Annotated in this window: 17 protein-coding genes; 3 read left to right on the top strand and 14 right to left on the bottom strand. The window is 37.5% G+C overall.

Annotated features, from left to right (window positions below):
- Window positions 1-83: 83 nt before the first annotated feature.
- From ABNX05_RS22430 to ABNX05_RS22475, 10 genes are all read right to left on the bottom strand, one after another.
- The gene (locus ABNX05_RS22430) at window positions 84-998 is read right to left on the bottom strand and encodes a DUF1002 domain-containing protein (protein ID WP_349661727.1); all 915 of its coding nucleotides are present in this window, start codon (window positions 996-998) and stop codon (window positions 84-86) included.
- Window positions 999-1,174: 176 nt separating this feature from the next.
- Window positions 1,175-2,032 (bottom strand): CvfB family protein, encoded by an 858-nt coding sequence (locus tag ABNX05_RS22435; RefSeq protein ID WP_349661728.1) that lies wholly within the window; start codon window positions 2,030-2,032, stop codon window positions 1,175-1,177.
- 100 nt (window positions 2,033-2,132) lie between these two features.
- Window positions 2,133-2,552, bottom strand: a complete 420-nt coding sequence (gene mntR, locus ABNX05_RS22440) for a transcriptional regulator MntR (protein ID WP_079562516.1) — start codon at window positions 2,550-2,552, stop codon at window positions 2,133-2,135.
- Between the two features lie 746 nt (window positions 2,553-3,298).
- A complete protein-coding gene (locus ABNX05_RS22445) occupies window positions 3,299-3,598 on the bottom strand; it encodes a late competence development ComFB family protein (RefSeq protein ID WP_368483752.1) in 300 nt (99 codons plus the stop codon).
- Window positions 3,599-3,765: 167 nt separating this feature from the next.
- Window positions 3,766-5,892, bottom strand: a complete 2,127-nt coding sequence (locus ABNX05_RS22450; RefSeq protein ID WP_349661729.1) for a heavy metal translocating P-type ATPase — start codon at window positions 5,890-5,892, stop codon at window positions 3,766-3,768.
- Entirely contained in the window at window positions 5,873-6,244 is a 372-nt protein-coding gene (locus ABNX05_RS22455; RefSeq protein ID WP_349661730.1) for an ArsR/SmtB family transcription factor, read from the bottom strand. The genes ABNX05_RS22450 and ABNX05_RS22455 overlap by 20 nt, the downstream gene beginning before the upstream one ends.
- A 650-nt stretch (window positions 6,245-6,894) precedes the next feature.
- Complete coding sequence (locus ABNX05_RS22460) at window positions 6,895-9,258, bottom strand: penicillin acylase family protein (protein WP_349661731.1); 2,364 nt, start codon at window positions 9,256-9,258, stop codon at window positions 6,895-6,897.
- 604 nt (window positions 9,259-9,862) lie between these two features.
- Complete coding sequence (locus tag ABNX05_RS22465) at window positions 9,863-10,618, bottom strand: exodeoxyribonuclease III (RefSeq protein WP_349661732.1); 756 nt, start codon at window positions 10,616-10,618, stop codon at window positions 9,863-9,865.
- 56 nt (window positions 10,619-10,674) lie between these two features.
- Entirely contained in the window at window positions 10,675-11,589 is a 915-nt protein-coding gene (gene murB, locus ABNX05_RS22470) for a UDP-N-acetylmuramate dehydrogenase (protein ID WP_349661733.1), read from the bottom strand.
- 224 nt (window positions 11,590-11,813) lie between these two features.
- Complete coding sequence (locus ABNX05_RS22475; RefSeq protein WP_197142135.1) at window positions 11,814-12,119, bottom strand: winged helix-turn-helix transcriptional regulator; 306 nt, start codon at window positions 12,117-12,119, stop codon at window positions 11,814-11,816.
- 839 nt (window positions 12,120-12,958) lie between these two features.
- Between ABNX05_RS22475 and ABNX05_RS22480 the strand changes: the two genes are divergently transcribed.
- Window positions 12,959-13,327 (top strand): DUF2500 domain-containing protein, encoded by a 369-nt coding sequence (locus tag ABNX05_RS22480; RefSeq protein WP_349661734.1) that lies wholly within the window; start codon window positions 12,959-12,961, stop codon window positions 13,325-13,327.
- 30 nt (window positions 13,328-13,357) lie between these two features.
- Here ABNX05_RS22480 and ABNX05_RS22485 read toward each other — a convergent pair whose 3' ends face one another.
- From ABNX05_RS22485 to ABNX05_RS22495, 3 genes are all read right to left on the bottom strand, one after another.
- Window positions 13,358-15,712, bottom strand: a complete 2,355-nt coding sequence (locus tag ABNX05_RS22485) for a bifunctional 2',3'-cyclic-nucleotide 2'-phosphodiesterase/3'-nucleotidase (RefSeq protein WP_349661735.1) — start codon at window positions 15,710-15,712, stop codon at window positions 13,358-13,360.
- Between the two features lie 327 nt (window positions 15,713-16,039).
- Window positions 16,040-16,663 (bottom strand): FMN-dependent NADH-azoreductase, encoded by a 624-nt coding sequence (locus tag ABNX05_RS22490; protein WP_349661736.1) that lies wholly within the window; start codon window positions 16,661-16,663, stop codon window positions 16,040-16,042.
- 396 nt (window positions 16,664-17,059) lie between these two features.
- Entirely contained in the window at window positions 17,060-17,767 is a 708-nt protein-coding gene (locus ABNX05_RS22495) for a DsbA family oxidoreductase (RefSeq protein ID WP_349661737.1), read from the bottom strand.
- A 126-nt stretch (window positions 17,768-17,893) separates the two neighbouring features.
- On the opposite strand from ABNX05_RS22495, the gene ABNX05_RS22500 reads away from it, so the two are divergent.
- Entirely contained in the window at window positions 17,894-19,273 is a 1,380-nt protein-coding gene (locus ABNX05_RS22500) for an FAD-dependent oxidoreductase (protein WP_349661738.1), read from the top strand.
- Window positions 19,274-19,394: 121 nt separating this feature from the next.
- Here ABNX05_RS22500 and ABNX05_RS22505 read toward each other — a convergent pair whose 3' ends face one another.
- Window positions 19,395-20,321, bottom strand: coding sequence for a manganese-dependent inorganic pyrophosphatase (locus ABNX05_RS22505; RefSeq protein WP_349661739.1), 927 nt, complete (start codon window positions 20,319-20,321; stop codon window positions 19,395-19,397).
- A 469-nt stretch (window positions 20,322-20,790) separates the two neighbouring features.
- Between ABNX05_RS22505 and ABNX05_RS22510 the strand changes: the two genes are divergently transcribed.
- Window positions 20,791-21,591 (top strand): GNAT family N-acetyltransferase, encoded by an 801-nt coding sequence (locus tag ABNX05_RS22510; protein ID WP_349661740.1) that lies wholly within the window; start codon window positions 20,791-20,793, stop codon window positions 21,589-21,591.
- The last annotated feature ends 59 nt before the right edge of the window (window positions 21,592-21,650 follow it).

Consider the following 21,650-nt stretch of genomic DNA (forward strand, 5'->3'; position numbering starts at 1 on the left):
ATCCGCTCACTTTCTCTAGCAATCAGGAGAAAGTGTTGCAGATTCTTTTCTATCAATTTTGCCTTGGCGTAATTGCGTCCAGATTAATTAAACCATGATGCGATTGTATCCTTTAAATTAGCAAAGAAATTTTTCACACTTTCCCAGAAGCCTTTATCTTCCATTAGCGATCCGAATTTTTCTTTAATCGTATTGCTAATATCATCTAATTGTTCAGACCATTTACCAAAATCAATATCTAGTTTACTAATCTTGTTCATCAAATCAACTAGCAATTGACGGTCCTTTTCACTTAAATTAATTTCAAGCTTGTTTAATTGCTCTTGCACAATCTTTTCAACCTCTTCTTTAGTCGCTGGCTTTGATTCTGCAATTTCTTTTTTAATTTCTGTTAGTAACTCTGCAACCTTGGCATCTTCAACTCCTGCTGATTGCGTAAGAGTAGTTGCTACTGATAGCTCGTCATTTGCAACATCTGTACGCTCAGTATCAAGCTTTTCACCTGTTTTTACTTCGTAAGCTTTGTAAATTCCCACAAGCGCTGAATGACCTGTTACTGCTTTAGGTGCAGCCACCTGTACTGTTGCATCTTCAATACCTGCAGTTAGCATGGCATTTGCATACATTTCAGATGTAACCTGTGTAATGTTTGATGGTGTAACAATTTCAATAACTAATCCTTCTCCTGCATTTTTACGCGTGATTTTGGCAGAAGAATACATACGAGAACTTGAATTACTATCTTTAATATATTTAGCTAAGTCTTGACCTGATACTGTTATTTCTTCAACTTCAGGCTCTTCGTTCACTTTTAATGACTTTTTAACAGACTCTTTTTCAGCCTCAGATAAGTTTGCACCATATACGACAATCGGTACTCCTAATTTTTCATCAATTGCTTTAGGTGGCGTATTATCAGCCGCAAAACCTGTTGCGGGTGCCATCACGCCAAATACTAACATTGTCGCTGTTAGTATTTTTATCCACGTTTTTTTCAAATTGTGTGACCCCTTTCATCCAAAAACTCATTTGGCCTGTAAAATGCATGCCAATCAATTACTAAACAATTATTAGTACGAAAAAAAGACGAGAAGGTTTCAAAGAGCTCTCGTCATTTTCTTTAATTTCATTTAGTAGCCGTTCATACTCTTAGTGCAGAAGAATTTCTTCTACACTAAATTTCCTCTGTCCAACCATCCTGCTGTTTCACTTTACCAGCTTTCATAAGTGTACCTAACGCTCGTTTGAATGCACCTTTACTCATGTTAAACATTTCTTGAACTTCATCTGGTGAGGATTTATCGCCAAATGGCATTCTTCCTCCTACCTCTTGTAGGTAATTTAAAATTCTTTGCGCATCACCTGAAATACGCTCATGTTTACGTGGTAAAAGTGAACCATTCATCGAACCCTCGTCTTTTACATCAATAATACGAACAACAACATCTTGTCCCAGACGAGGTTCTTCATTACGCTCTGATTCATGGACAAAAATACGGTACGGAATGTCTACACCTAATAAAAACGAGCCAACTGGTAATAAACGATATGGACGTGCCTTAATGTTTTTATTGTGCATGTCTTCAAATGCACCTTCATATAATTCCGAAATTTTTTCTTCAGTTGCCAAACGTCCAAATAAATCACCATTGCGATCTGTGCGCAATGTCATAAATAAATGGTCGCCTGGTGCTGGCCAAAGCTCTGTTATTGCAGGTAAATCTTCAGCTTTCACTAGCACCTCGCGTGAAGTACCGATATCTACAAAAGCCCCTTCACGCTCGACTACTTTTAGAACACGAGCCCAGCCATATTCCCCTTGTACGAAAGATGGGATAGCTGTTGTAGCTGCTAAATCACCACGACGATCTGCAAATAAAAATACTTCAAGGCGGTCACCTACTGCAAGTGGCTCTGTTACCTCTGAAGCATTTAAGGGCAGTTCGTCAACTCCATTTGTTAAGATCCATTTCGATGCTTGTTGCTCTAACACAGTTAATGTAACAACTTCACCTGATTTTAATTCGTTCATATTGTCTTCCTTTCCTTCTTACCATCATTTTCGCAAAAAAACTTCACCGAAGGCTTTAACATCTGTAGCTGTCGCTACACAAAACATTCGCTGATAGAGATTAAAAGTTATGATGTGTTTTAGATGCCTCTAGCTTTTTCGCGATGTCCGGATTTTCTTCCATTACTTGCACAAGATCCGCAATTCGATCGATTGAATTCCAACTCAAATGATGTTCGATACCTTCTACATCATTGTATATTCGCTCTTCATCTACACCAATGATTCGCAAAAATTGCTCTAGAAGTTCATGGCGCTGTACAAGACGTTTCCCAAGCTTTTCTCCTTTAGGCGTCAATGTAAGGCCACGGTATTTTTCATAAACTAAATAACCATCTTTATCTAATTTTTGAACCATTTTTGTAACAGAAGAAGGAAGAACAGATAATGCTTCAGCAATGTCAGACACACGAGCATACCCTTTATTAGTGATTAATAAATATATTTGTTCGATATGGTCCTCCATACTAGGTGTTGGCATATCCTATTCCCTCTCTTTCCTTTTCTTACTCTCTAGTTTACTACAAGCTTGCCTTAAAAGTTAACTGAAAATACATATGCCAAAAAAACAATACATGTGCATCCTAAAAAAGAACCAGCTTCATATGTTGGCTCCTCGTTAGTTAGAAATTTGTACCGATGAAATTAAGGTTTCGTTTTAAATAAAGTATGCTTTACCCAAAGCAAGGGGTGATTTCCGTTCCAGGCTACTCGCTTTCCTGTGGGCGAGCGTCGAGCCGCTTCCTCCGCTACGCTCCGTGCAGGGTCTCGCCTGTCTCGCTTTCCCACGGGAGTCGAGTAGCCTTCCACTCCAATCAACAATAGCGTAGTGGTGTAATAAATTTCATGCTTTCAAAAGTGAACGCTTTGGCTACTTACCATTTTCGAACTGAATAAACTTATTTGTATCTGATGTTGCTACCACTTCGCTTTCGCACATAAAACATTTGTTGCTAATTTTCATTTTATCATTATAAATTAGAATGTCATGCCAGGGGATACACGTAATTGAATGGGGAGATTTTCGTTACGACTGGGCGACTCCTTGGGGATTAGCGTCACAGATGAGACCCTGGCGCGAGCTTTGCGAGTGAAGCGGCTCATCGGACGCCCCCAGGAAAGCGCCCAGTCGGAACGGAAATCAACCCCTCGCTTTGCAAAAAGACACACTTTAAGACTCCTTAATTTCATTGACCATTTGTTTTTCAAAAATATGAAGAGCCAACTTCATATAGAAGTTGGCTCTTCCTTATGTCGAGGATACTTATTTACCACATGTAATGCATGAATAATCTCTTTATTGATTCGTTCGATATTTTCAGGAGTATTCATCACTTTGAATGCTTCATCTCGGGATTCCATAGATGTAACATACTTACTAGGCAATACATTCAGTGTAAGTGCCACTGCGTCAAGTTCACAGATTTCACATTTACAAAATGTTTGATATTCCGGTCCACGTAGTAGAAAACTTACTAAACCACGTACAATTTCCTCTGTAACATTTACTAAAATAGGATCTGACATATTCAAAGCTTCGCCTCATTTATATTTAATTGTTACAATATTCCTGAAACCATAATAGCGTTAACAAAGCTTTTTTTCAAGAATCGCTAGTAACATCTATACCATTAATATCACTAGCTCCCCAGAATGACTTTTTTTCTACACGCTTCCACCGGATTATATCTTATTTACCATGTCTTAGACTTGATTAATCTTAATGAATTCAACACAACTAGTAATGTAGCACCCATATCTGCAAAGATGGCAATCCATAATGTTAGCCAGCCTGGGATAACAAGTAACAGGGCAATTAATTTTAGGGCTAAGGCAAATATAATGTTCTCTTTAATGATACGTAATGTTTTTCTACTTAAGCCAATTGTATACGGCAGCTTCGTTAAATCGTCGCTCATTAATGCGATATCCGCAGTTCCCAGTGCTGCATCCGTGCCAGCGCCTCCCATTGCAATACCAACATCCGCTGCGGCAAGTGCAGGTGCATCATTGACACCATCTCCTACCATCGCCACTGCACCAAACTGTGCACGTAAATCTTTAATGGCCATTAATTTTTCGGCTGGTAATAAGCTTGCTCTTACATCTGTCATATTTATAGAAGTTGCAATTGCCTGTGCTGTTGGTTCTGCATCACCTGTTAGCATAACTTTATGTTTCACTTTTAAACCATTTAATTTATTTAAGACATCTTTACTTTCTTGACGCAATTGATCAGCAATACCAATCATTCCAATAAACTGATTATTACTAACCGCTGCTACAACTGTTTTCCCCTGTTGTTGAAGTTGATGAACCTGTTCTTTTATCATTTCATCAACAGTCGTTAATGTAGCAATCCATTTTAAGCTTCCTACATAGATTATTTGATCGTCAACTGTTGCATAGGCACCCTTGCCTGTTACGGATTGAAAGTCTGTTGGTATAAACTCTGTCAGATTTTTTTCATGCAAAGCCCGCAAAATAGCTTTAGCTAATGGATGCTGTGATTGTTTTTCAACAGCCGCTACTAGTTGTAAAACATAATCCTCAGACATCTCCTGCGATGTAATAATATCCGTTACAGCAGGTTGACCTTTCGTAAGTGTGCCTGTTTTATCAAATGCTATTGCTTCAATATGACCAAGCTGCTCTAAATGAATACCGCCTTTAATAAGAACGCCTTGTCTAGCAGCGTTCCCAATTGCTGTAACAATAGCAACTGGTGTAGAAACGACTAATGCACATGGACAACCTACAACAAGGACCGCCAATCCTTGGTAAATCCAATGTTGCCAATCGCCTATAAATAAAGGTGGTAGAACCGCTACAAGTAAAGCAACAATCATAATTGCAGGCGTGTAATATTTCGCAAAGCGATCAACGAACTGCTGTGAAGGTGCTTTTTCTGCCTGTGCTTCTTCAACAAGATGAATGATTTTGGCAATTGTAGTGTCCTCTACTCGCTTTGTCACACGAACCTCTAAGGCTCCTTCTTCATTTAGAGTTCCTGCAAATACTTCGTCATCGACTGTTTTACTGACTGGAATAGATTCACCTGTAATCGCTGCCTGATTCACTGCTGACAATCCACTCACTACAATTCCGTCCATAGCAATCTTCTGACCAGGTTTAACGATTAAAATGTCACCAATTTCAATCTCCTCAGTCGGTAGCTCCATCTCATGAAAATGCTCGCCATGTGCACGTTTTATCGTCGCTGTAGGAGGAGCTATATCCATGAGCTGACGAATCGATTGACGCGCTTTATCCATTGAATACGCCTCAAGCGCTTCACTTACTGCGAATAAAAAGACAACAACAGCCGCTTCTTCCCACTCCCCAATAATGGCCGCACCTATTACTGCAATAGTCATCAGCGTCTTCATATCAAACTCAAAGCGTGCTAGATTGCGGAAGCCTGTTTTAAAAATTCCAATTCCCCCAACTAGAATTGCGATAATAAACATCCCAATAGTTAGCGGGTCCGTTTCACCACGCATTGTTCCAAACATATATCCAAGCACTACGAATAACAAAGAGATTCCAGCTAATATATTTTCAGTTTTCCGATAAAAAGGTGTTGATTTTTCAATTGTTCTTGTCTTTGATTGGGATACTTTTATGCCGTCGAAAGCACCTGCTTCTTCAAGTTGATCAACGTTAATATCACCGGTAACTGTTATTTTAGAAGCACCGAAATTCACTTGTGCATCCTGAACCTCTGGAATAGCCTTCACGTTTTTTTCGAACTTTGCTGCACAGCTGGCACAGGATAAATTTTGCAACCTATATTCTTGTTTAGTTGGTGTTGCTGTCATCTACAATCCCCTCTTTCACATGTTCGTAGGCAATCGTTACAATTTGATACACATGCTCATCAGCTAAAGAGTAGTACATTTGCTTTCCTTTTCGATATGACTTCGCTAAGTTATTATCTTTTAAATATCGTAAATGATGCGATGCTGTTGCTACTGACGATCCTATAATGGAGGCAACATCGCAAACACATAATTCATCTTCGACCGTTAAAGCATACGCAATTTTAAGTCTTGTTTCATCAGATAATGCCTTTAAAAACTTTGCTACTCTCGATAAATCTGGCATTTGTTGTTGAACCTTAATGACCGCTTCTTCATGAACTTGTGTTATCTCACATACTTCTTTTGGCATTTTCTCACCTCATTCAAATGTTTGTTTGATTGTTTTCACCATAACATAATATTCCATCATATTCAAACGAATATTTGAATGTAAATGATTTATATCACAAATTCAAAAAATGTCTTTATAGTTGCTAACTAAAAGTAAAAAAGCTATCACTTCATTGTGATAGCTTCGTATGTTGTTGTATTAAATTATGGGTCTTTGGTAAAGCGAGGGGTTGATTTCCGTTCCGACTGAGCGCTTTGTTTTTAATGTCGCTACGCTTTCGCACAGAGCAGAGCTTCTTGGGGCGTCCGATGAGCCGCTTGGGGCAACTAGATGTTTTTTGCGCGAAAGCGTAGTGCTAACGTAGCGACAGCAGAGGGTTTTGATTGTGCGAAAGCGCAGCAACAGCAGGATGTTGGTCACGAAGGCGTTATCACCGGATGTGATGGTTTTAGCCTTCGTTCCTCTACCGCTGATCCCCGAGGAGTCGCCCAGTCCCCAATCCAATCAACCACTTTACTTAGCATGTCCTAAAATGTCATTGAATCTCCTTAATCAGTTTATCATCTGACATCTCCTAATCTATTTATAAAAACTCCTTTCTACTCAAAATAGAAAGGAATTTTTGTTGTCTTAATATCAAACCCTGTAGATACTTATAACCTCTCATCCTATTTTGATTTTAATCGTAACGTTTTACCTTTAATATCATCTTTCCACACATACGTTTGATGATAATCTCCATTAGCCCAATCCATTACTTGATCTTGATACCAAGCAGATTTTACATGTCCACTCTGTCCTGGACCAATGATATGATAGGCTGTGCTTAAATCACCGACATCAACTACAAAGCGCCATGATGCTCCGTGAGTAACATGTCCAGCTAAATCATTATCAGCAGCCTGAACAGTAACTTTTGAACCCCCAATAGGAACCTTTTTAGCATTAAAATATGCTGCAAGAATTGGCGAAGCTTTACCTAATGTATGGTCAAAGGTAAGTTGATGGAAATCGCCCCACTTCCATTTCGATGCATTTTTTCCGAATTGATCTTCTATTTGTTTGACAGTGAGCTCTAATGCCTTGTAAACAGTTGCATCTACTCCGCCCTGTTCCTCAATCCATATACTCTTCTTACCTGCATAAGCTGTACGTAAAAGCTGGTCTGTAATATTAAATTTTCCATACATTAATTCATACATATCTTCTGGCATCTGATCTTTAAATAACACTTCTTGTAACTTCTCCATTAACGTATGGAACACTAATGGTGCCCCAGAATCCTTTGCATCTACCATATCCCAATTCTCTAATAATTTTATAACATCTTTATATTTCCCATCTTGATCTTGTGCTTTAATCGATGGTAATAAATATGGTATAAACTCACGAGCATATAGGTTTTGCTGATCCATTTGTAAATTCATCATACCTTCCACTGTTAATGAATCATTCGCCTCTAAAACTTCCTTAATCCGTTCATAACGATAAGGCTGAGCCCAGAAATCTGTTATATGATAAGGATATTCTTCCCCAATAACTTCATTATTTGCTGTCGCAATAAATCCTTCATCAGGGTTTACTACAGTCGGGAGCTCATCCCACGGGATAAAACCTTCCCACCCATAGTCACTAGAATCACCTGGTACTGGTAATTGTCCGTCTCCTTGTTTCCGTATTGGAATTTGACCATTCGCTTTATAAGCAATCGTGCCGTCTTTTGATGCAAAGACAAAGTTTTGAGCCGGTGCTTTAAAATCCTCTAAAGCTTTTTCAAATCCATTCCAGGATTTCGCTTTATTAAAGCCTAGTATTGCACGTAGCTCTGTCGTAGGTTGCAGTGCCGTCCACTGCATCGAAAATTGTGCTGTAGGCTCAGTATCTTTAAAGGCTAAATCTGTCATGATTGGGCCGTGACGTGTAACAATAACTTCAAAATCTACCGTTGCCCCGTCCTTTACCTTAATCGGTTCATCCCGTACCTCCGCTTGTTCCCACTTGCCATCATAGCGGAACTGTGTTGGATTATTCGGATTAGGCATTTCTATATATAAATCCTGTACATCAGGTCCAACATTCGTTACACCCCACGCAATGTTATCGTTGTGTCCTAAAATAATACCTGGAATACCCGCAAAGATTACGCCACTAACATTTTGCTCAGGAGATTGTAAATGCATTTGATACCAAATAGATGGTGTACTTAATCCTAAATGTGGATCATCCGCTAAAATCGGCGTACCGTTTTTTGTTTTCTGCCCAGATACAACCCAGTTATTACTACCGTTAAATTCATTTGGCAACAGAGCTGCATTAAAACGCCCTGCCACGGCAACTGGGTTTTCTTTATTTGCCTCGATAATGGATGAAGCGTTTTTAGGATACTTTATAAATAATTCTTTAGCTTTTTCTTCATCAAAATTTTGTAAAGCCCAATGCCGGAACGCAAGCGTATTCCAATTACCACCTAAGTCATAGGCCATATATTTACCAATAGTAAGAGAGTCTATAACAGACCACTCCTCAGGTTCATAACCTAGTAATGCGAATTCATAGCTTAATGTTTTATTTTTCTTTGCCTGTGCAATAAAAGCATTGACGCCATCTGCAAACCACTCAAGTACCTGTCTGCTTTCTGCATCATAAGTACCTAATGATTTTTCAGCTGCATCCCGCAAGCTAAATGTTCGGAAAAATTTATCAGTATCAACAGTTGCCTCACCGATTATTTCCGACAAGCGACCGCTAGCTTGTCTTCGCGCTAAATCCATTTGAAACAGTCGATCTTGCGCTTGCACATAACCTTGCGCACGATACAAGTCTGCATCTGTCTTAGCAAAAACATGAGGGATCCCCTTGTCATCCCTTGTGACAGTAACATCTTCATCTAGTACACTCAATGAAAGCTCTCCATCAATTATTGGTTTAGATTTATTCATAAACCAGGTAAATCCGATAAATGCGGCAATAGCCACTATAGCTAAACATCCTGCTATAGCTAGAAGCCATTTTTTCCACGTAATCTTTCTCACATCTCAACCCCCTTTTTGCAATATATTCTTTTACCTTTTAAAGATTCGAAGTTAATTGTTTATTGCTTTGCAGTATAAAAAAAATCGTATTTCCTTTTAGAAAATACGATTTTTTATGATGTTGAAAAACTATTGTCATCTTAAAGGGGCCCCCCTGTGAATGTTATAGATGAGGATGGTTTCCATTCCAGGCTAATAGACTTCCCTGCGAACGCACTTCCTCTACCTATTTTCACATTACGTTCCTTTTTCATACAAAATATTTATGTTGCAAAAGTTTCGTTCTATCACTAAAAATTAGACTGTCGTGACAGAAAATACACGCTATGTGAAGTGGTTGATTGGAGTGGAGACTGGGCGACTCCTTGGGGAATAGCGATTTAGGGAACGAAGGCTAAAAGCATCACGTCCTGTGATAACGCCTTCGTGACCAACATCCTGCTGCTGCCGCTACGTTGCACTCACGCTTTCGCGCAAAAGACATCTGTTGGCCCGAGACCCTGCAGCGAAGCGTCAGCCCCAAAGCGTCCAGTCGGAACGGAAATCAACCCCTTGTTTTGCCGAAGAGCCATCCATTAATTGACCGTTTTATTGTTCAGAAATCTTAGTTATTAAGCTGTAATTCAATCGGACAATGATCACTGCCCATAATTTGTGAATGAATACTCGCTACGTTAATGTTGTTCTTTAGTCTCTCCGAAACAATAAAGTAGTCAATACGCCATCCGATATTACGCTCGCGTACTTTATTCATATAAGACCACCATGTATAGTGGTCTGTTTTATCTGGATACATGTAGCGGAATGAATCTACGAAACCACTTGCCAATAGCTCCGTCATTTTTGTACGTTCTTCAAATGTAAAACCTGAATTACCATTATTCGATTTTGCATTTTTTAAGTCAATTTCCATATGTGCGACATTTAAATCACCACAGTAAACTATAGGTTTCTTGGAATCTAGCTCTTTTAAATAAAGCGCTAATCGATCCTCCCATTCTAAACGAAGAGGCAATCTAGCTAAATCACGTTGTGAATTTGGGGTATAAACATTCACTAAGTAAAAATCTTCATACTCAAGTGTAATAATTCTCCCCTCTTCTTGTGATTCATCCTCACCAACGCCATAACGTACTGAAAGTGGTGTATGCTTTGTAAAAATAGCTGTTCCTGAATAACCTTTCTTTTGTGCATAATTCCAATACTGCTCATATCCCTCAAGTGAGATTTCCACTTGTTCAGCCTGACACTTTGTTTCTTGAATACAGAAAAAATCTGCATCTACATGATTGAAAAAATCTAAAAACCCTTTACCTAAGCAGGCTCGAATTCCATTAACATTCCAAGATATAAACTTCATTTTCTGTTGTCACTCCTCGAAAAACGCCCTCCACCATTAGCGAAGGGCGTAGTATTCTATAAGTCGTCACCAACGATTTTTACTTCTGTTTCTAAATCGATGCCAAACTTTTCTTTAACTTCTCGTTGTACCATTTGAATTGTTGCAATATATTCAGTAGCCGTTGCATTACCTTTATTAACAATAAAGCCTGCATGCTTCGTTGATACCTCAGCATCACCAACACCTTTTCCTTGTAAGCCACTATCTTGAATAAGCTTACCAGCAAAGTGACCAGGCGGGCGCTTAAAAACGCTCCCTGCAGATGGGTATTCTAACGGCTGCTTAGATTCTCGCTGAAACGTTAAATCAGCAATTTTTGCATCAATTTCTTCCTGCACACCTTTTGCTAATTGAAATTCGGATGATAATACATAGTATCCTTTCTTGGCAATGATACTTTGACGATAACCAAGTTCAAGATCTTCTTTCGATAGTATTAAAATTTCGCCTTCTTTCGTTAGCACTTTCGATGAAATAATAATATCCTTAATTTCACCGCCATATGCACCGGCATTCATTGCCATAGCCCCACCAACTGAGCCAGGGATACCACAAGCAAATTCAAAACCTGTTAAAGATGCTGCTGCTGCCAGTTTCGATACATCTTTTATAAGTGCACCACTTTGCGCATAAACATGGTCACCATTAATGCGAATTTCATCTAAAAACGAAAATGTAACAACGATCCCTCGATGACCGCCATCACGAACGACCATATTAGATCCATTACCTAACATTAATAAAGGTATATTATTTTTGTGAGCATAGCGAATAACCGTTGCTGCCTCTTCCTCTGTTTCAGCGAGAACGAAAATATCCGCTTTACCACCTAATTTTGTCATAGTATATTGCTGTAATGATTCATTTAACTTAATATTGGCCGGATTAACGCTCTGTGCTAAATCCGCTGCCCATTGTTCTTTTGTCATGAGAGCTAATTCCTTTCTAACGTCCTTTCTTACTCTACACTAGTATGGATTTAGAACCCTAATTTGACAAGTAAAAATGAAGGGTAATTTTTATCTCGCCTGAATAGGTAGCGAGACTCTCCATGCAGAGCCGATGAATAGGATAAAGAAAATTCATGGTCATTATATTACATATGTCCAATATTTATCTATCCATCAGAAATTTCGAGATAGACTTCACACTTTTATAGCCAACTCGTTGCCCACGATTCGATATTGCGGATTGCTCCTTCTAGTGCCCAACCTTTATCCGTCAAAGAATATTCAACACGCACTGGTACCTCTGAATATACTTTTCTTGCAACAAGCCCTTCTTTTTCTAGCTCTTTTAAACGTTCGGATAATAAACGGCCACTTACAGGTAATGCAGTTTCAATCTCATTAAAACGCTGTGGTCCATCTAGTAATTGATATAAAATCAGCCCTGTCCAGCGTTTTCCGATTAAATCCATTGCTTTAGCTAAACGAGGACATAAATTTGACTCACTCATTTTTTTCACCTCTTATGTACTCTATTGTAACGATAATTTTTAAAAAAGTAAATTTGAAGTAACTTATTTACTACAAGTAATCTATTTACCTTTTCTTATTTGATTACTAAATGTAACTTAAAGTGTTCTTTCATTTTTGGCATTATCTTTTGCTTTAACATCGTATCAAAGCTACTGATGGCATAAAAAATTAGCCATGGCTGTTTGATCAGAGCGTAGTCATGGTAGCTATTATTTTAAAAAATGGCCACTTATTTCATATTGATGCACATGATTTTATTATTATGACTACTCCCCCTCTGTTAGAAGAAAAGTTACCGTACTAATGACTTTCAATGAGCCTTTTTTATATTTACTTTCATAAAACAAACTTTTGCAAAAGTAATATTTTACCGCATTTTCTAAATACTCACTGAAAACTTACATTGTTTAATTTATTATTCGTGTAAGATACTGTTTTTAGAGGCTTTTCCACGAAAAACTTTGATCGTGATGTGAGTCTTATATCTCCTGATTTTTTGACGCGGACATTTATCCAAAAATTTCATTTACGTCTACATATATTGAACAATTAGAAGATAAGAAGTTTGCTTTACATGAAATTTAATTATTAAGGATCTAACAAAGCCTATTGATTGTTTTTACAACAGTATATACAGGAAACAGTGTAAATCCATGGGCGCAAGAAGAATGGATTCCTGATGAAGGTACAGATTGAATTTTATAACACTCTCCTAGAAACAGGTGGTGTATTGTCGTAGTTGATATTGTAGTGGATCGTGAAGTATATCCTTTATAAACAACTTCAAGCACAATATTTCGTAGAACGGAGGACTTTTATGGTAGGGTTTGATGAATTCTCTTCAGGACATACTTTTATTTCAATGATGTTTTTTATCGTATTCGGTATTATCGCATTTTCTATTATTAAAAGTACTTTACAATGGTCAAAAAACAACAATGAACCATCACTAACAGTACCCGCTAAAGTCGTAACAAAACGGTCTAATACTAGAGGAGGTTCTGGTAACTCTAGTGCTCATACATCGTACTACGTCACGTTTGAAGTACAAAGTGGTGATCGTTTAGAATTAAAGATGAATGGCCGTGATTATGGACAGCTTGTAGATGGTGACTTTGGCTTACTATCATTTCAAGGAACACGTTATCATACATTTGAACGACAAAAAAAGGAGAGCAGCGTTTAACAACGCCCTCTCCTTTTTAACATTTCATTATTATTTAATTAAATATTTACCAAAGCCGCCTTCAGTATCGCCTAAATATTCGATACTGCTACCTGCAGGAATAACTTTTTGTGCATCCTTTGCAGAATTGTAAATAACTTTTGTATTTGCTGGGAACGGTACAAATGACCAATTGTTATCCGCAGCAGGATTAATTGTTTTGTTTGTCATAATGTAGTCAATGACAGCTTGGCGATTTTCATAAGCATAGTTTGTTAAGTTAGAGCCATCCGCCTTTTTAAATGTAGCACCATAAGAACCACCAACACGGTAATTGTTCGAAATGATAATAAATTCTTGTTTTAGATCGATTGGTTTACCGTTGTATTGCACGTTTTTAATACGATTTGCTTTTTCGTCTAGTAAAACACCACGACTATCATACTTTGCAGGTGATGTTACATCAATTTGATAAGTTAAGCCATCTAATACATCAAAATTGTAAGAGCGTGCCTCTGGGTCAATAATATTTTGTTCTTTAGTTTGTTTTGGATCAATTGTTGCAAAAACACCAGCAGCCATTTCTAACCATTCAATAGCTTGCGCACCTGTTACTTTAATCGTTGCAAGCGTATTATCGTAATAATAGATGTCTGCCATATTTTTAATTGCTAGCGGACCTACAGGAATGTTTGTGTAATCTGCAGGGTTATTTCGAGATCCCGCTTTGAAAGGTGCACCAGCTGAAAGAAGTGGTATGTTTTCATCAGCAGTACCTTTTAATTCTTTTTCAATAAACCATTTTTGAGCTTGTGTCACAATTTGAATAGAAGGATCGTCTTGAACCATTGAGAAGTAGCTATGGATTGGTGCAGTTGTCTCACCAACAGGCTGACGAATATACTTTAACGTACCTTCATGCGCTTCTTTAATTACATTTAAAACTGTTTTAGATGGTTTTAGGCCTTCTTGTTTGATAGAGCGGATAGAACCTTGTCCATCCTTCACAACCCATTTAGCGCCTTTTTGTTCTAGTTGTAAATCAATAACTCCAAGATAGCTACCATAGCTTCCTGCCATTACAGTTGGAACACCGTTAATTGTCCCTTTTTCTTGATCGACATTTTTCAGATTTTTATAGTCACCTGGGAATGTTAAATGAGAGTGACCTGTAATTAAAGCATCGACACCTTTAATCTCAGAGATTTGGTACCCAACGTTTTCGGTACCTTTTTCGTAAGTATCTTCACCAATACCTGAATGTGAAAGTACTACAATTACATCTGCACCTGCTTTTTGCATTTCTGGTACAACTTCTTTCACCGCTTCAACTGGTTCTTGCATTTCTACTTTGCCTGCTAAATGAATAGCATCCCATTCAACAATTTTCGTAGGTACAATCCCTGTTACACCCACTTTAAGCGTGTGCTTTTTACCTGTATTGTCTACTACCTCTTTATTAAGAATTACATACGGTGTGTACATACGCTTTTTTGTTTTAGCGTCGTATGTGTTTGCATTTACGACTGGATATTTTGCATCATTTAATACTTCATCTAAAAACTTTAAACCATAGTTGAACTCGTGATTTCCTAAAGTTCCTCCATCATATTTCAGCGCATTTAGTGCTGCTATTGCTGGATGAACCTCACCTGGTTTCAAAGGATTCTCTATCGCTTTATAAGAGCCTAGTGGCGTTCCTTGAATTAAATCACCATTATCAAATAATAATGTATTTGGGTTCTCCTTACGGGCTTGTTCAATTAATGTAGCCGTGTTTGCTAAACCTACATCAGCTGATTCAGCATCTAAGAAATAATTGTAATTAGCAAGATTTGTATGAATATCTGTTGTTCCTAAAATTTGAAGATTTACTGTAGATGTTGATAATTTGTATTCAGCTACAAAGCGTTTAATAATACTTTGCATTTGCTCAGTTGTTACATAGGCACGCGGACGAATTGTGTTATCCTCAAAGCCTTGTAATAAGTTTGCTGCAACAGCATTTGCTAAATCTTGCTTATGTGCTTTAGCAATTTGATCCGCATCTTTAAACTTATCTAATACAGAAAGCGGTGCATTATCTTTGGCTAATCCACGAGCAGAAATAACGAATGCTTGTTGTCGTGTCAATTTATCATTTGGCCCAAACAAAGTCGCCGTTTTACCTTTAATAAGATTCAGTTCTACTGCCTTTTCTACATACGGAGCTAACTCCTTAGAGATGTCAGTGAAGGCAGTTTTGGAACCATCCCCTAGCCCTACATTTAAGCTTTCTACTAATTCTTTCACGTAATCCCCGCGTGTCACATCGTTTGATGCAGCATTCGCAGATAGTCCAAATGGTAACACCGCGAATAGAACAAGTAACATCGCTAAGAATTTAGTAATAAACTTCTTACCCATGGTAACAACCTCCTTATAAATCTAATATTTTCCTACGTTTTTCATTATATTATACTAATTAATAATTTAATTGAATAAATAGTCCTAATTGTATGTATTTTTAAACGAATAGCAAAACTCTACTTCTGAAAATAATAGAATAATATCATTTACACAACCGGATGTTAGTAAATGTAAATTCGAAGTACATGAATAGTACCAATAGCTTAGACCTACTTACCACTACCATACCTCTATGAATAAAAAAAAGTTCTCTCAAATTAGAGAGAACCTTTATTAAAAGAATTACTATATTTCCCTAGTCAACACGCCAGAGAATAGTATTTATTATGCAGTTACAGTTTGTAAAGATTGAGCTACTTTTTTAACCGCTTCTAGGCCATTTGCAATAATTTCTTGCGCTTTATCTTGTGAAGCGTTATGACCTTCAATGATAACCTCTTCGATAATTTCCATACCGAACATGCCAACAACGTTTTTGATATAGTTAACTGACATTTCTATTGATTGTGCTTCAGGTGTAGAGTAGAAACCACCACGTGCATTTAGAATAACTACTTTTTTGTCACCCATTAAGCCTTCTAATTGACCGTTTTCATTATATTTAAATGTATAACCAGCTTGGAATACATAGTCAATGAAAGTTTGTAATTTCGCTGGGATTGTTAAGTTCCAAAGTGGGAAAGCAAATACGACAACATCGGCTGCAGTTAAAGCATCCATAGCTTTTTGTTTTGCAGCTAAAAGACGTGATTCAATATCAGTTAACGTTTCACCGTTTTGAACTTTACCAAAAGCATTGAAAAGATCTTGACCGAAATAAGGCATATCTTCTGCGAATACGTCAAAAGTCGTTACGTTTACACCTTGTACATTTTCCATAAATGTGTCGTACATTTTTGTTGAAATACCGTCAGGACGGTTGTTTGCTTTTACTACTAATACATTCATTATATAAATTCTCCCTTAAATTTCAAAATTTAATATCTCGAATTCAAGATATATGAATATATTAAAAAACTTTGTGTAAAAAGTCAACGTTAGTATACTAAGACTTTTGACCGAAATGCGGATATTTCAAAAAATTCACATCATAAAATAAGGTTGATTTCCATTCCGACTGGGCGCTTTCCTAAGGGCGTCCAGTCTCCATTCCAATCAACTTTGCCACACGAGATGCGTTTAACAAAGATCTATCTCCTTTTACTTGGAATGTAAAATGAATTTACCAGAGCTTTTTCGTGTTTCGAGAGCATTCTGTAAGGGAACCAAACTTTTTCGAGGTTCGTGTCAGATCGGCTTCCTGTCCAACAGGTCCTGTTATTTCTTAACCTTTCAAAAACAAACTTAAAATTTACAACTATCGTCCGTACAAACTCCACTGTCTCCAGAGCCTGCCATCTTTAATTCTGGTTGTAAGCCTTCTTCCTCGGCAACTTTACGTAAAGTTTCTTCAAATACTTCTTGAGGTTGTGCTCCTGAAATACCATACTTACGATTTAATACAAAGAACGGTACCCCTCGTACGCCCAGTTGTAGCCCTTCTTGTATATCAGCCTCTACCTCTGTTTTAAAATCATCGTTAGCAAGAACCTTTGCAACTTCTTCACGATTTAAACCTACTTGCTCGGCAATATCGATTAATACATCATCCTGACCAATTCGCTTTGCTTCAATAAAATAATTGTATAATAGTGCTTCGACAAGCGCTGAAACATCCCCTTGTTGTTCTGCCCATTTCACTAGCCGATGTGCTTTTAAAGTATTTTCTTCCATTGAATGATCAAAGTTATAATCTAGGCCAACTTCTTTTGCACGAGCAACAACACCTTGCGTCATTTCTTTCGCTTTTTCTAGCGACATCCCATACTTTTTCGCCAATGCTTCATACGTAGACACATTTGTATCCACAGGTGTTGTTGGGTCAAGTTGATAGCTTTTATAAACGAGCTCTACTTGCCCTGCAAAACCAGTTTCCTCAATCGCTTGCTCTAGTTGCTTTTTGCCAATATAACAAAACGGACATACATAATCTGACCAGATTTCAATTTTCATAGTTAGTCACGCTCCTTTTGCTACATTGTAGCGATAGTAATGATTACAAGGCAATTTTTATGCTTCATTGCATAATTTCTCAAATCAATCTACATACTGAACGTAAAAACAATGTGAGGGTTATGTATGACACAATCTCTTTGGCTCGGAACAATTGATCCCGTCTCCCTACCAACTCTTCCTGCGTCAACAACTTGTGATGTATGTATTATTGGCGGAGGCTTGACGGGACTATATACAGCATATGTCTTAGCAAAATCAGGTGTAGATGTAGTCTTACTTGAGGCAAATTCCAATATCGGTCATGGTACGACTGGTCATTCAACAGGAAAATTAACTGCACAGCATAGCTTAGTTTATGCCAACCTTATTGAAAAACTTTCTGTAGATGAGGCGCGGCTTTATTATCAGCTCAATCAAATAGCTGTAGAAAAAGCATTACAGTTACTCCCTAAAGAAAGTATCCAACAAGTAGATTCATTGCTTTATTGCCAAACAAAAGAAGGCTACGCCCAATTATTAAAAGAATGGAATGCCTATAAAGTATTAAATATTAAGGCGAAAATCACTACTGACACAGAGCTTCCCTTTCCAATTACAAAAGCACTCAGCATGTCCCAGCAGGCACAAATTCATCCTGTAGAAGTATGTAATTTCCTTGTTAAAGAAGCTTTATCAATGGGCGCAAAAATCTATACAAATACCCGTGTTCAGCAATTAAACATACCACAAAATAGCTTACATACCGCAAATGACATGTCGGTTCAATACAACAAGCTTATTTTATGCTCACACTATCCAATTGAAGCCTTTAGAGGACTACATCTTTTCAAACTTTCTAACAGTCGCTCCTATATGGTTGCTGGTAAATTCACTGATACGCTACAAGGTCAATACTTATGCGTAGATAATCCTACACGCTCTATTCGAACAGCTACCATTAACGGTGAGCATTATTTAGTATTGGGTGGCGCTAATCATATTGCAGGTGAAACAACCAATACCCAACCCTATTATGAAGCTATTCAAAATGAAATGAAGGCTCACTTCGATCAGGATCCTATCTATCGCTGGTCTGCGCAGGACATCGAAACACCTGATATGGTCCCGTATGTTGGCAGGATTACACCGTCTTTGCCTAATGTTTTCATTGCAACTGGCTATCGAAAATGGGGAATTTCCAATTCTTTTGTAGCCGGAGATCTACTGTCCTCCTTAATAACAGGTGCTGGGAATGAAGATGGCGCCATTCCCCTTTATTCACCAACACGTACGAAATTTGGTGCTCAATTTATGCAGATGCTAAAGGTAGGAGGTTTTGTAGCTAAAGAATTCGTAACAGGTTATGTGAAACGTGCGAATACACCAACTTGCACGCATTTAGGTTGTAAAACAAAATGGAATGAAGCCGATGAAACTTGGGATTGCCCTTGTCACGGCTCTCGCTTCAATGCCAAAGGGGAAGTTCTTGAAGGTCCTGCTGTGCACCCTTTAAAGCTAGATTAACAAATGCGCTAAACCGCTCGTTTACATCTACAAGCGTTGGAGTGCCCACAGTAAAAGTATTCCTATAAATTCCTTAACAATAAAAAAAGAGGTTGCCTATTTCGCGGCAACCTCTTTTCCGTTATTTCAATGCATCAGTTAAAACTGGAACGATTTGTTTTTTACGAGATACAACACCCGGTAAAAGTACGCGATTATTCACAAGCTCTGCGCCAAATCCTTTTGCTGCAGCCTCTGCTACTTGTCCAATTGCAACAGCAGTTGAATCATTGTTTAAAATATCCGTTACAACAAAGAAGAATAAATCTAAACCATTTTCTGCTACATTTTTATTTAATAAATTTTCTAATTCTTCTTGGCGGCCAAGTACATCGTTAATGTCGACAGCATTTACTTGGGCCACTACAGATTTATATTCACCGAATTGGAATTCTTTCGCATCTAATGATAAAAGATCTTCTAATGATTTATCTGAAAGATCAGCACCTGCTTTAAGCATTGCTAATCCATATTCAGCGGCATCAACACCTGCAATTTTCGCTAGCTCTTCACCAGCTTGTACATCTTGCTCAGTGCAAGTTGGAGATTTGAATAATAATGTATCAGAAACGATGGCCGAAAGCATTAAACCAGCAATGTTTGCAGGAACTGCTACGCCATGTTCTTTGAAGATTTTATTTAAAATCGTAGCAGTACAACCTACAGGTTCAGCTCGGTAGTATAGTGGGTCAGCTGTTTGGAAGTTTGCAATACGGTGATGATCAATCACTTCTGTAATTTGTACTTCTTCGATTCCGTCTGCAGATTGTTGGAATTCATTGTGGTCTACAAGGATTACTTTCTCCGCTTCTCCAGCTACTGATGAAATTAATCGAGGTGCCTTAAAGCCAAATTTATCTAAAGCAAATTGTGTTTCATTATTTACTTCACCAAGGCGTACCGCTTCAGCATCAACACCAATTTGCTGTTTTAAATATGCATATACAATAGCAGATGTAATTGTGTCTGTATCTGGATTTTTATGACCAAAAACTAAAACTTTACTCATTAAATTAATTCCTCCTAAATGGCAATAACATTTATAGTTTATTTTATCATACCTTATGAACAAACATGTTATAAAGTGAAAGTTTATCTATAAAGGATCTACTGCCAATATACATCCGAAATCCCCCGTTTTAGGATAACCATATTATCATGTATTACTTACTTTTCTTATACACGCTAGAGGCAGGCTTTATTAGCTCAGGAAAGAAGACTAAAAGTATGACTACCTGGAAAGCATAGGGAGATAAAAGAATCCCTTTTTATAACATTTATAGATTATTATTAAATATAATATATTTATCTGTTAATAACACCCTATTTATAACATTTAATAATAAAAATACACAGTTTATAAAAAATACTTACTATAAATAGATATATAGTTGTGTTTTTATATTTATGAAAACGTAATTTTATGCTATTATCAGGTAGTCTATATTTTTTAGGATATACAGGAAATGGGGATCACAATGACAAAGAAGATGGAAAAAAAGTATATTCCTTTAGCAAATTATTTTGAAGTAGCTTTACAACAAGAAATTACTTTATCATTTAGCGAACTCGAAAATATTATGGGACAAGCCTTGCCAAATGCAGCTTACTTAAATAGGAGCTGGTGGAAAAAAACAAAGCCCCCTCTCTCTCACTATTTGTCATGGACAAATGCAGGCTATTATGTCATGGATGTTAAGCTCGGTACTAGTGTAACTTTCTCGCGTACACAAATGAAGACTACGAGTAATGTTTCTACAAATGACGATAACCCACCTGCATACATAATTCGAGCAATTGAAGCATCTGACGCCCGATCATTTATTCATTTGCAAGAAGAAATTTTCCAACAAACTGACTTCATGTATAATATGGAAAACGAATTAGACCTTACAGTTCAACAACTTCGAAAAGATTTGGTCTATTGGAAACAATTGAAGAACCGTACGATTTTATGTTGTATAGTAAATGGCATTTTTGCTGGCTATGCCGTTATTCATGGATATAAACATTCTAAAGCTAAACATGTTGCAACAGTTCATCTAGCTGTTAAGGAGGAGCATCAGCGACAAGGTATCGGCTCAGCGCTGATGGAAGCAGTAGAACGTTGGTCTATACAGCGAGATATTTCACGCCTAGAAGTATCTGTCATGGAGCATAATGAATGTGCTTTAAATTTGTTCAAAAAATTAGGTTTTCAGCAAGAAGGCATCCGACAAAATGCCATTAAATTAAATGATACCTTTATTAACGAATATAGTTTAAGCAAAATTTTATAAGCTTCTTTTTCAAGGATGTCTAAAACTTATTTGGACATCTTTTTTTATGTGTAGCGTTA

The sequence above is a fragment of the Lysinibacillus zambalensis genome (assembly GCF_040183165.1).
Lineage (GTDB): Bacteria > Bacillota > Bacilli > Bacillales_A > Planococcaceae > Lysinibacillus > Lysinibacillus zambalensis.

Coding starts and splice junctions, on each gene's coding strand:
- ABNX05_RS22465 (WP_349661732.1), bottom strand. CDS start 10,618: ATGAAGTTTATATCTTGGAATGTTAATGGAATTCGAGCCTGCTTAGGT.
- ABNX05_RS22475 (WP_197142135.1), bottom strand. CDS start 12,119: ATGAGTGAGTCAAATTTATGTCCTCGTTTAGCTAAAGCAATGGATTTA.
- ABNX05_RS22490 (WP_349661736.1), bottom strand. CDS start 16,663: ATGAATGTATTAGTAGTAAAAGCAAACAACCGTCCTGACGGTATTTCA.
- ABNX05_RS22480 (WP_349661734.1), top strand. CDS start 12,959: ATGGTAGGGTTTGATGAATTCTCTTCAGGACATACTTTTATTTCAATG.
- ABNX05_RS22495 (WP_349661737.1), bottom strand. CDS start 17,767: ATGAAAATTGAAATCTGGTCAGATTATGTATGTCCGTTTTGTTATATT.
- ABNX05_RS22500 (WP_349661738.1), top strand. CDS start 17,894: ATGACACAATCTCTTTGGCTCGGAACAATTGATCCCGTCTCCCTACCA.
- ABNX05_RS22435 (WP_349661728.1), bottom strand. CDS start 2,032: ATGAACGAATTAAAATCAGGTGAAGTTGTTACATTAACTGTGTTAGAG.
- ABNX05_RS22510 (WP_349661740.1), top strand. CDS start 20,791: ATGACAAAGAAGATGGAAAAAAAGTATATTCCTTTAGCAAATTATTTT.
- ABNX05_RS22450 (WP_349661729.1), bottom strand. CDS start 5,892: ATGACAGCAACACCAACTAAACAAGAATATAGGTTGCAAAATTTATCC.
- ABNX05_RS22505 (WP_349661739.1), bottom strand. CDS start 20,321: ATGAGTAAAGTTTTAGTTTTTGGTCATAAAAATCCAGATACAGACACA.
- ABNX05_RS22485 (WP_349661735.1), bottom strand. CDS start 15,712: ATGGGTAAGAAGTTTATTACTAAATTCTTAGCGATGTTACTTGTTCTA.
- mntR (WP_079562516.1), bottom strand. CDS start 2,552: ATGCCAACACCTAGTATGGAGGACCATATCGAACAAATATATTTATTA.
- murB (WP_349661733.1), bottom strand. CDS start 11,589: ATGACAAAAGAACAATGGGCAGCGGATTTAGCACAGAGCGTTAATCCG.
- ABNX05_RS22455 (WP_349661730.1), bottom strand. CDS start 6,244: ATGCCAAAAGAAGTATGTGAGATAACACAAGTTCATGAAGAAGCGGTC.
- ABNX05_RS22445 (WP_368483752.1), bottom strand. CDS start 3,598: ATGTCAGATCCTATTTTAGTAAATGTTACAGAGGAAATTGTACGTGGT.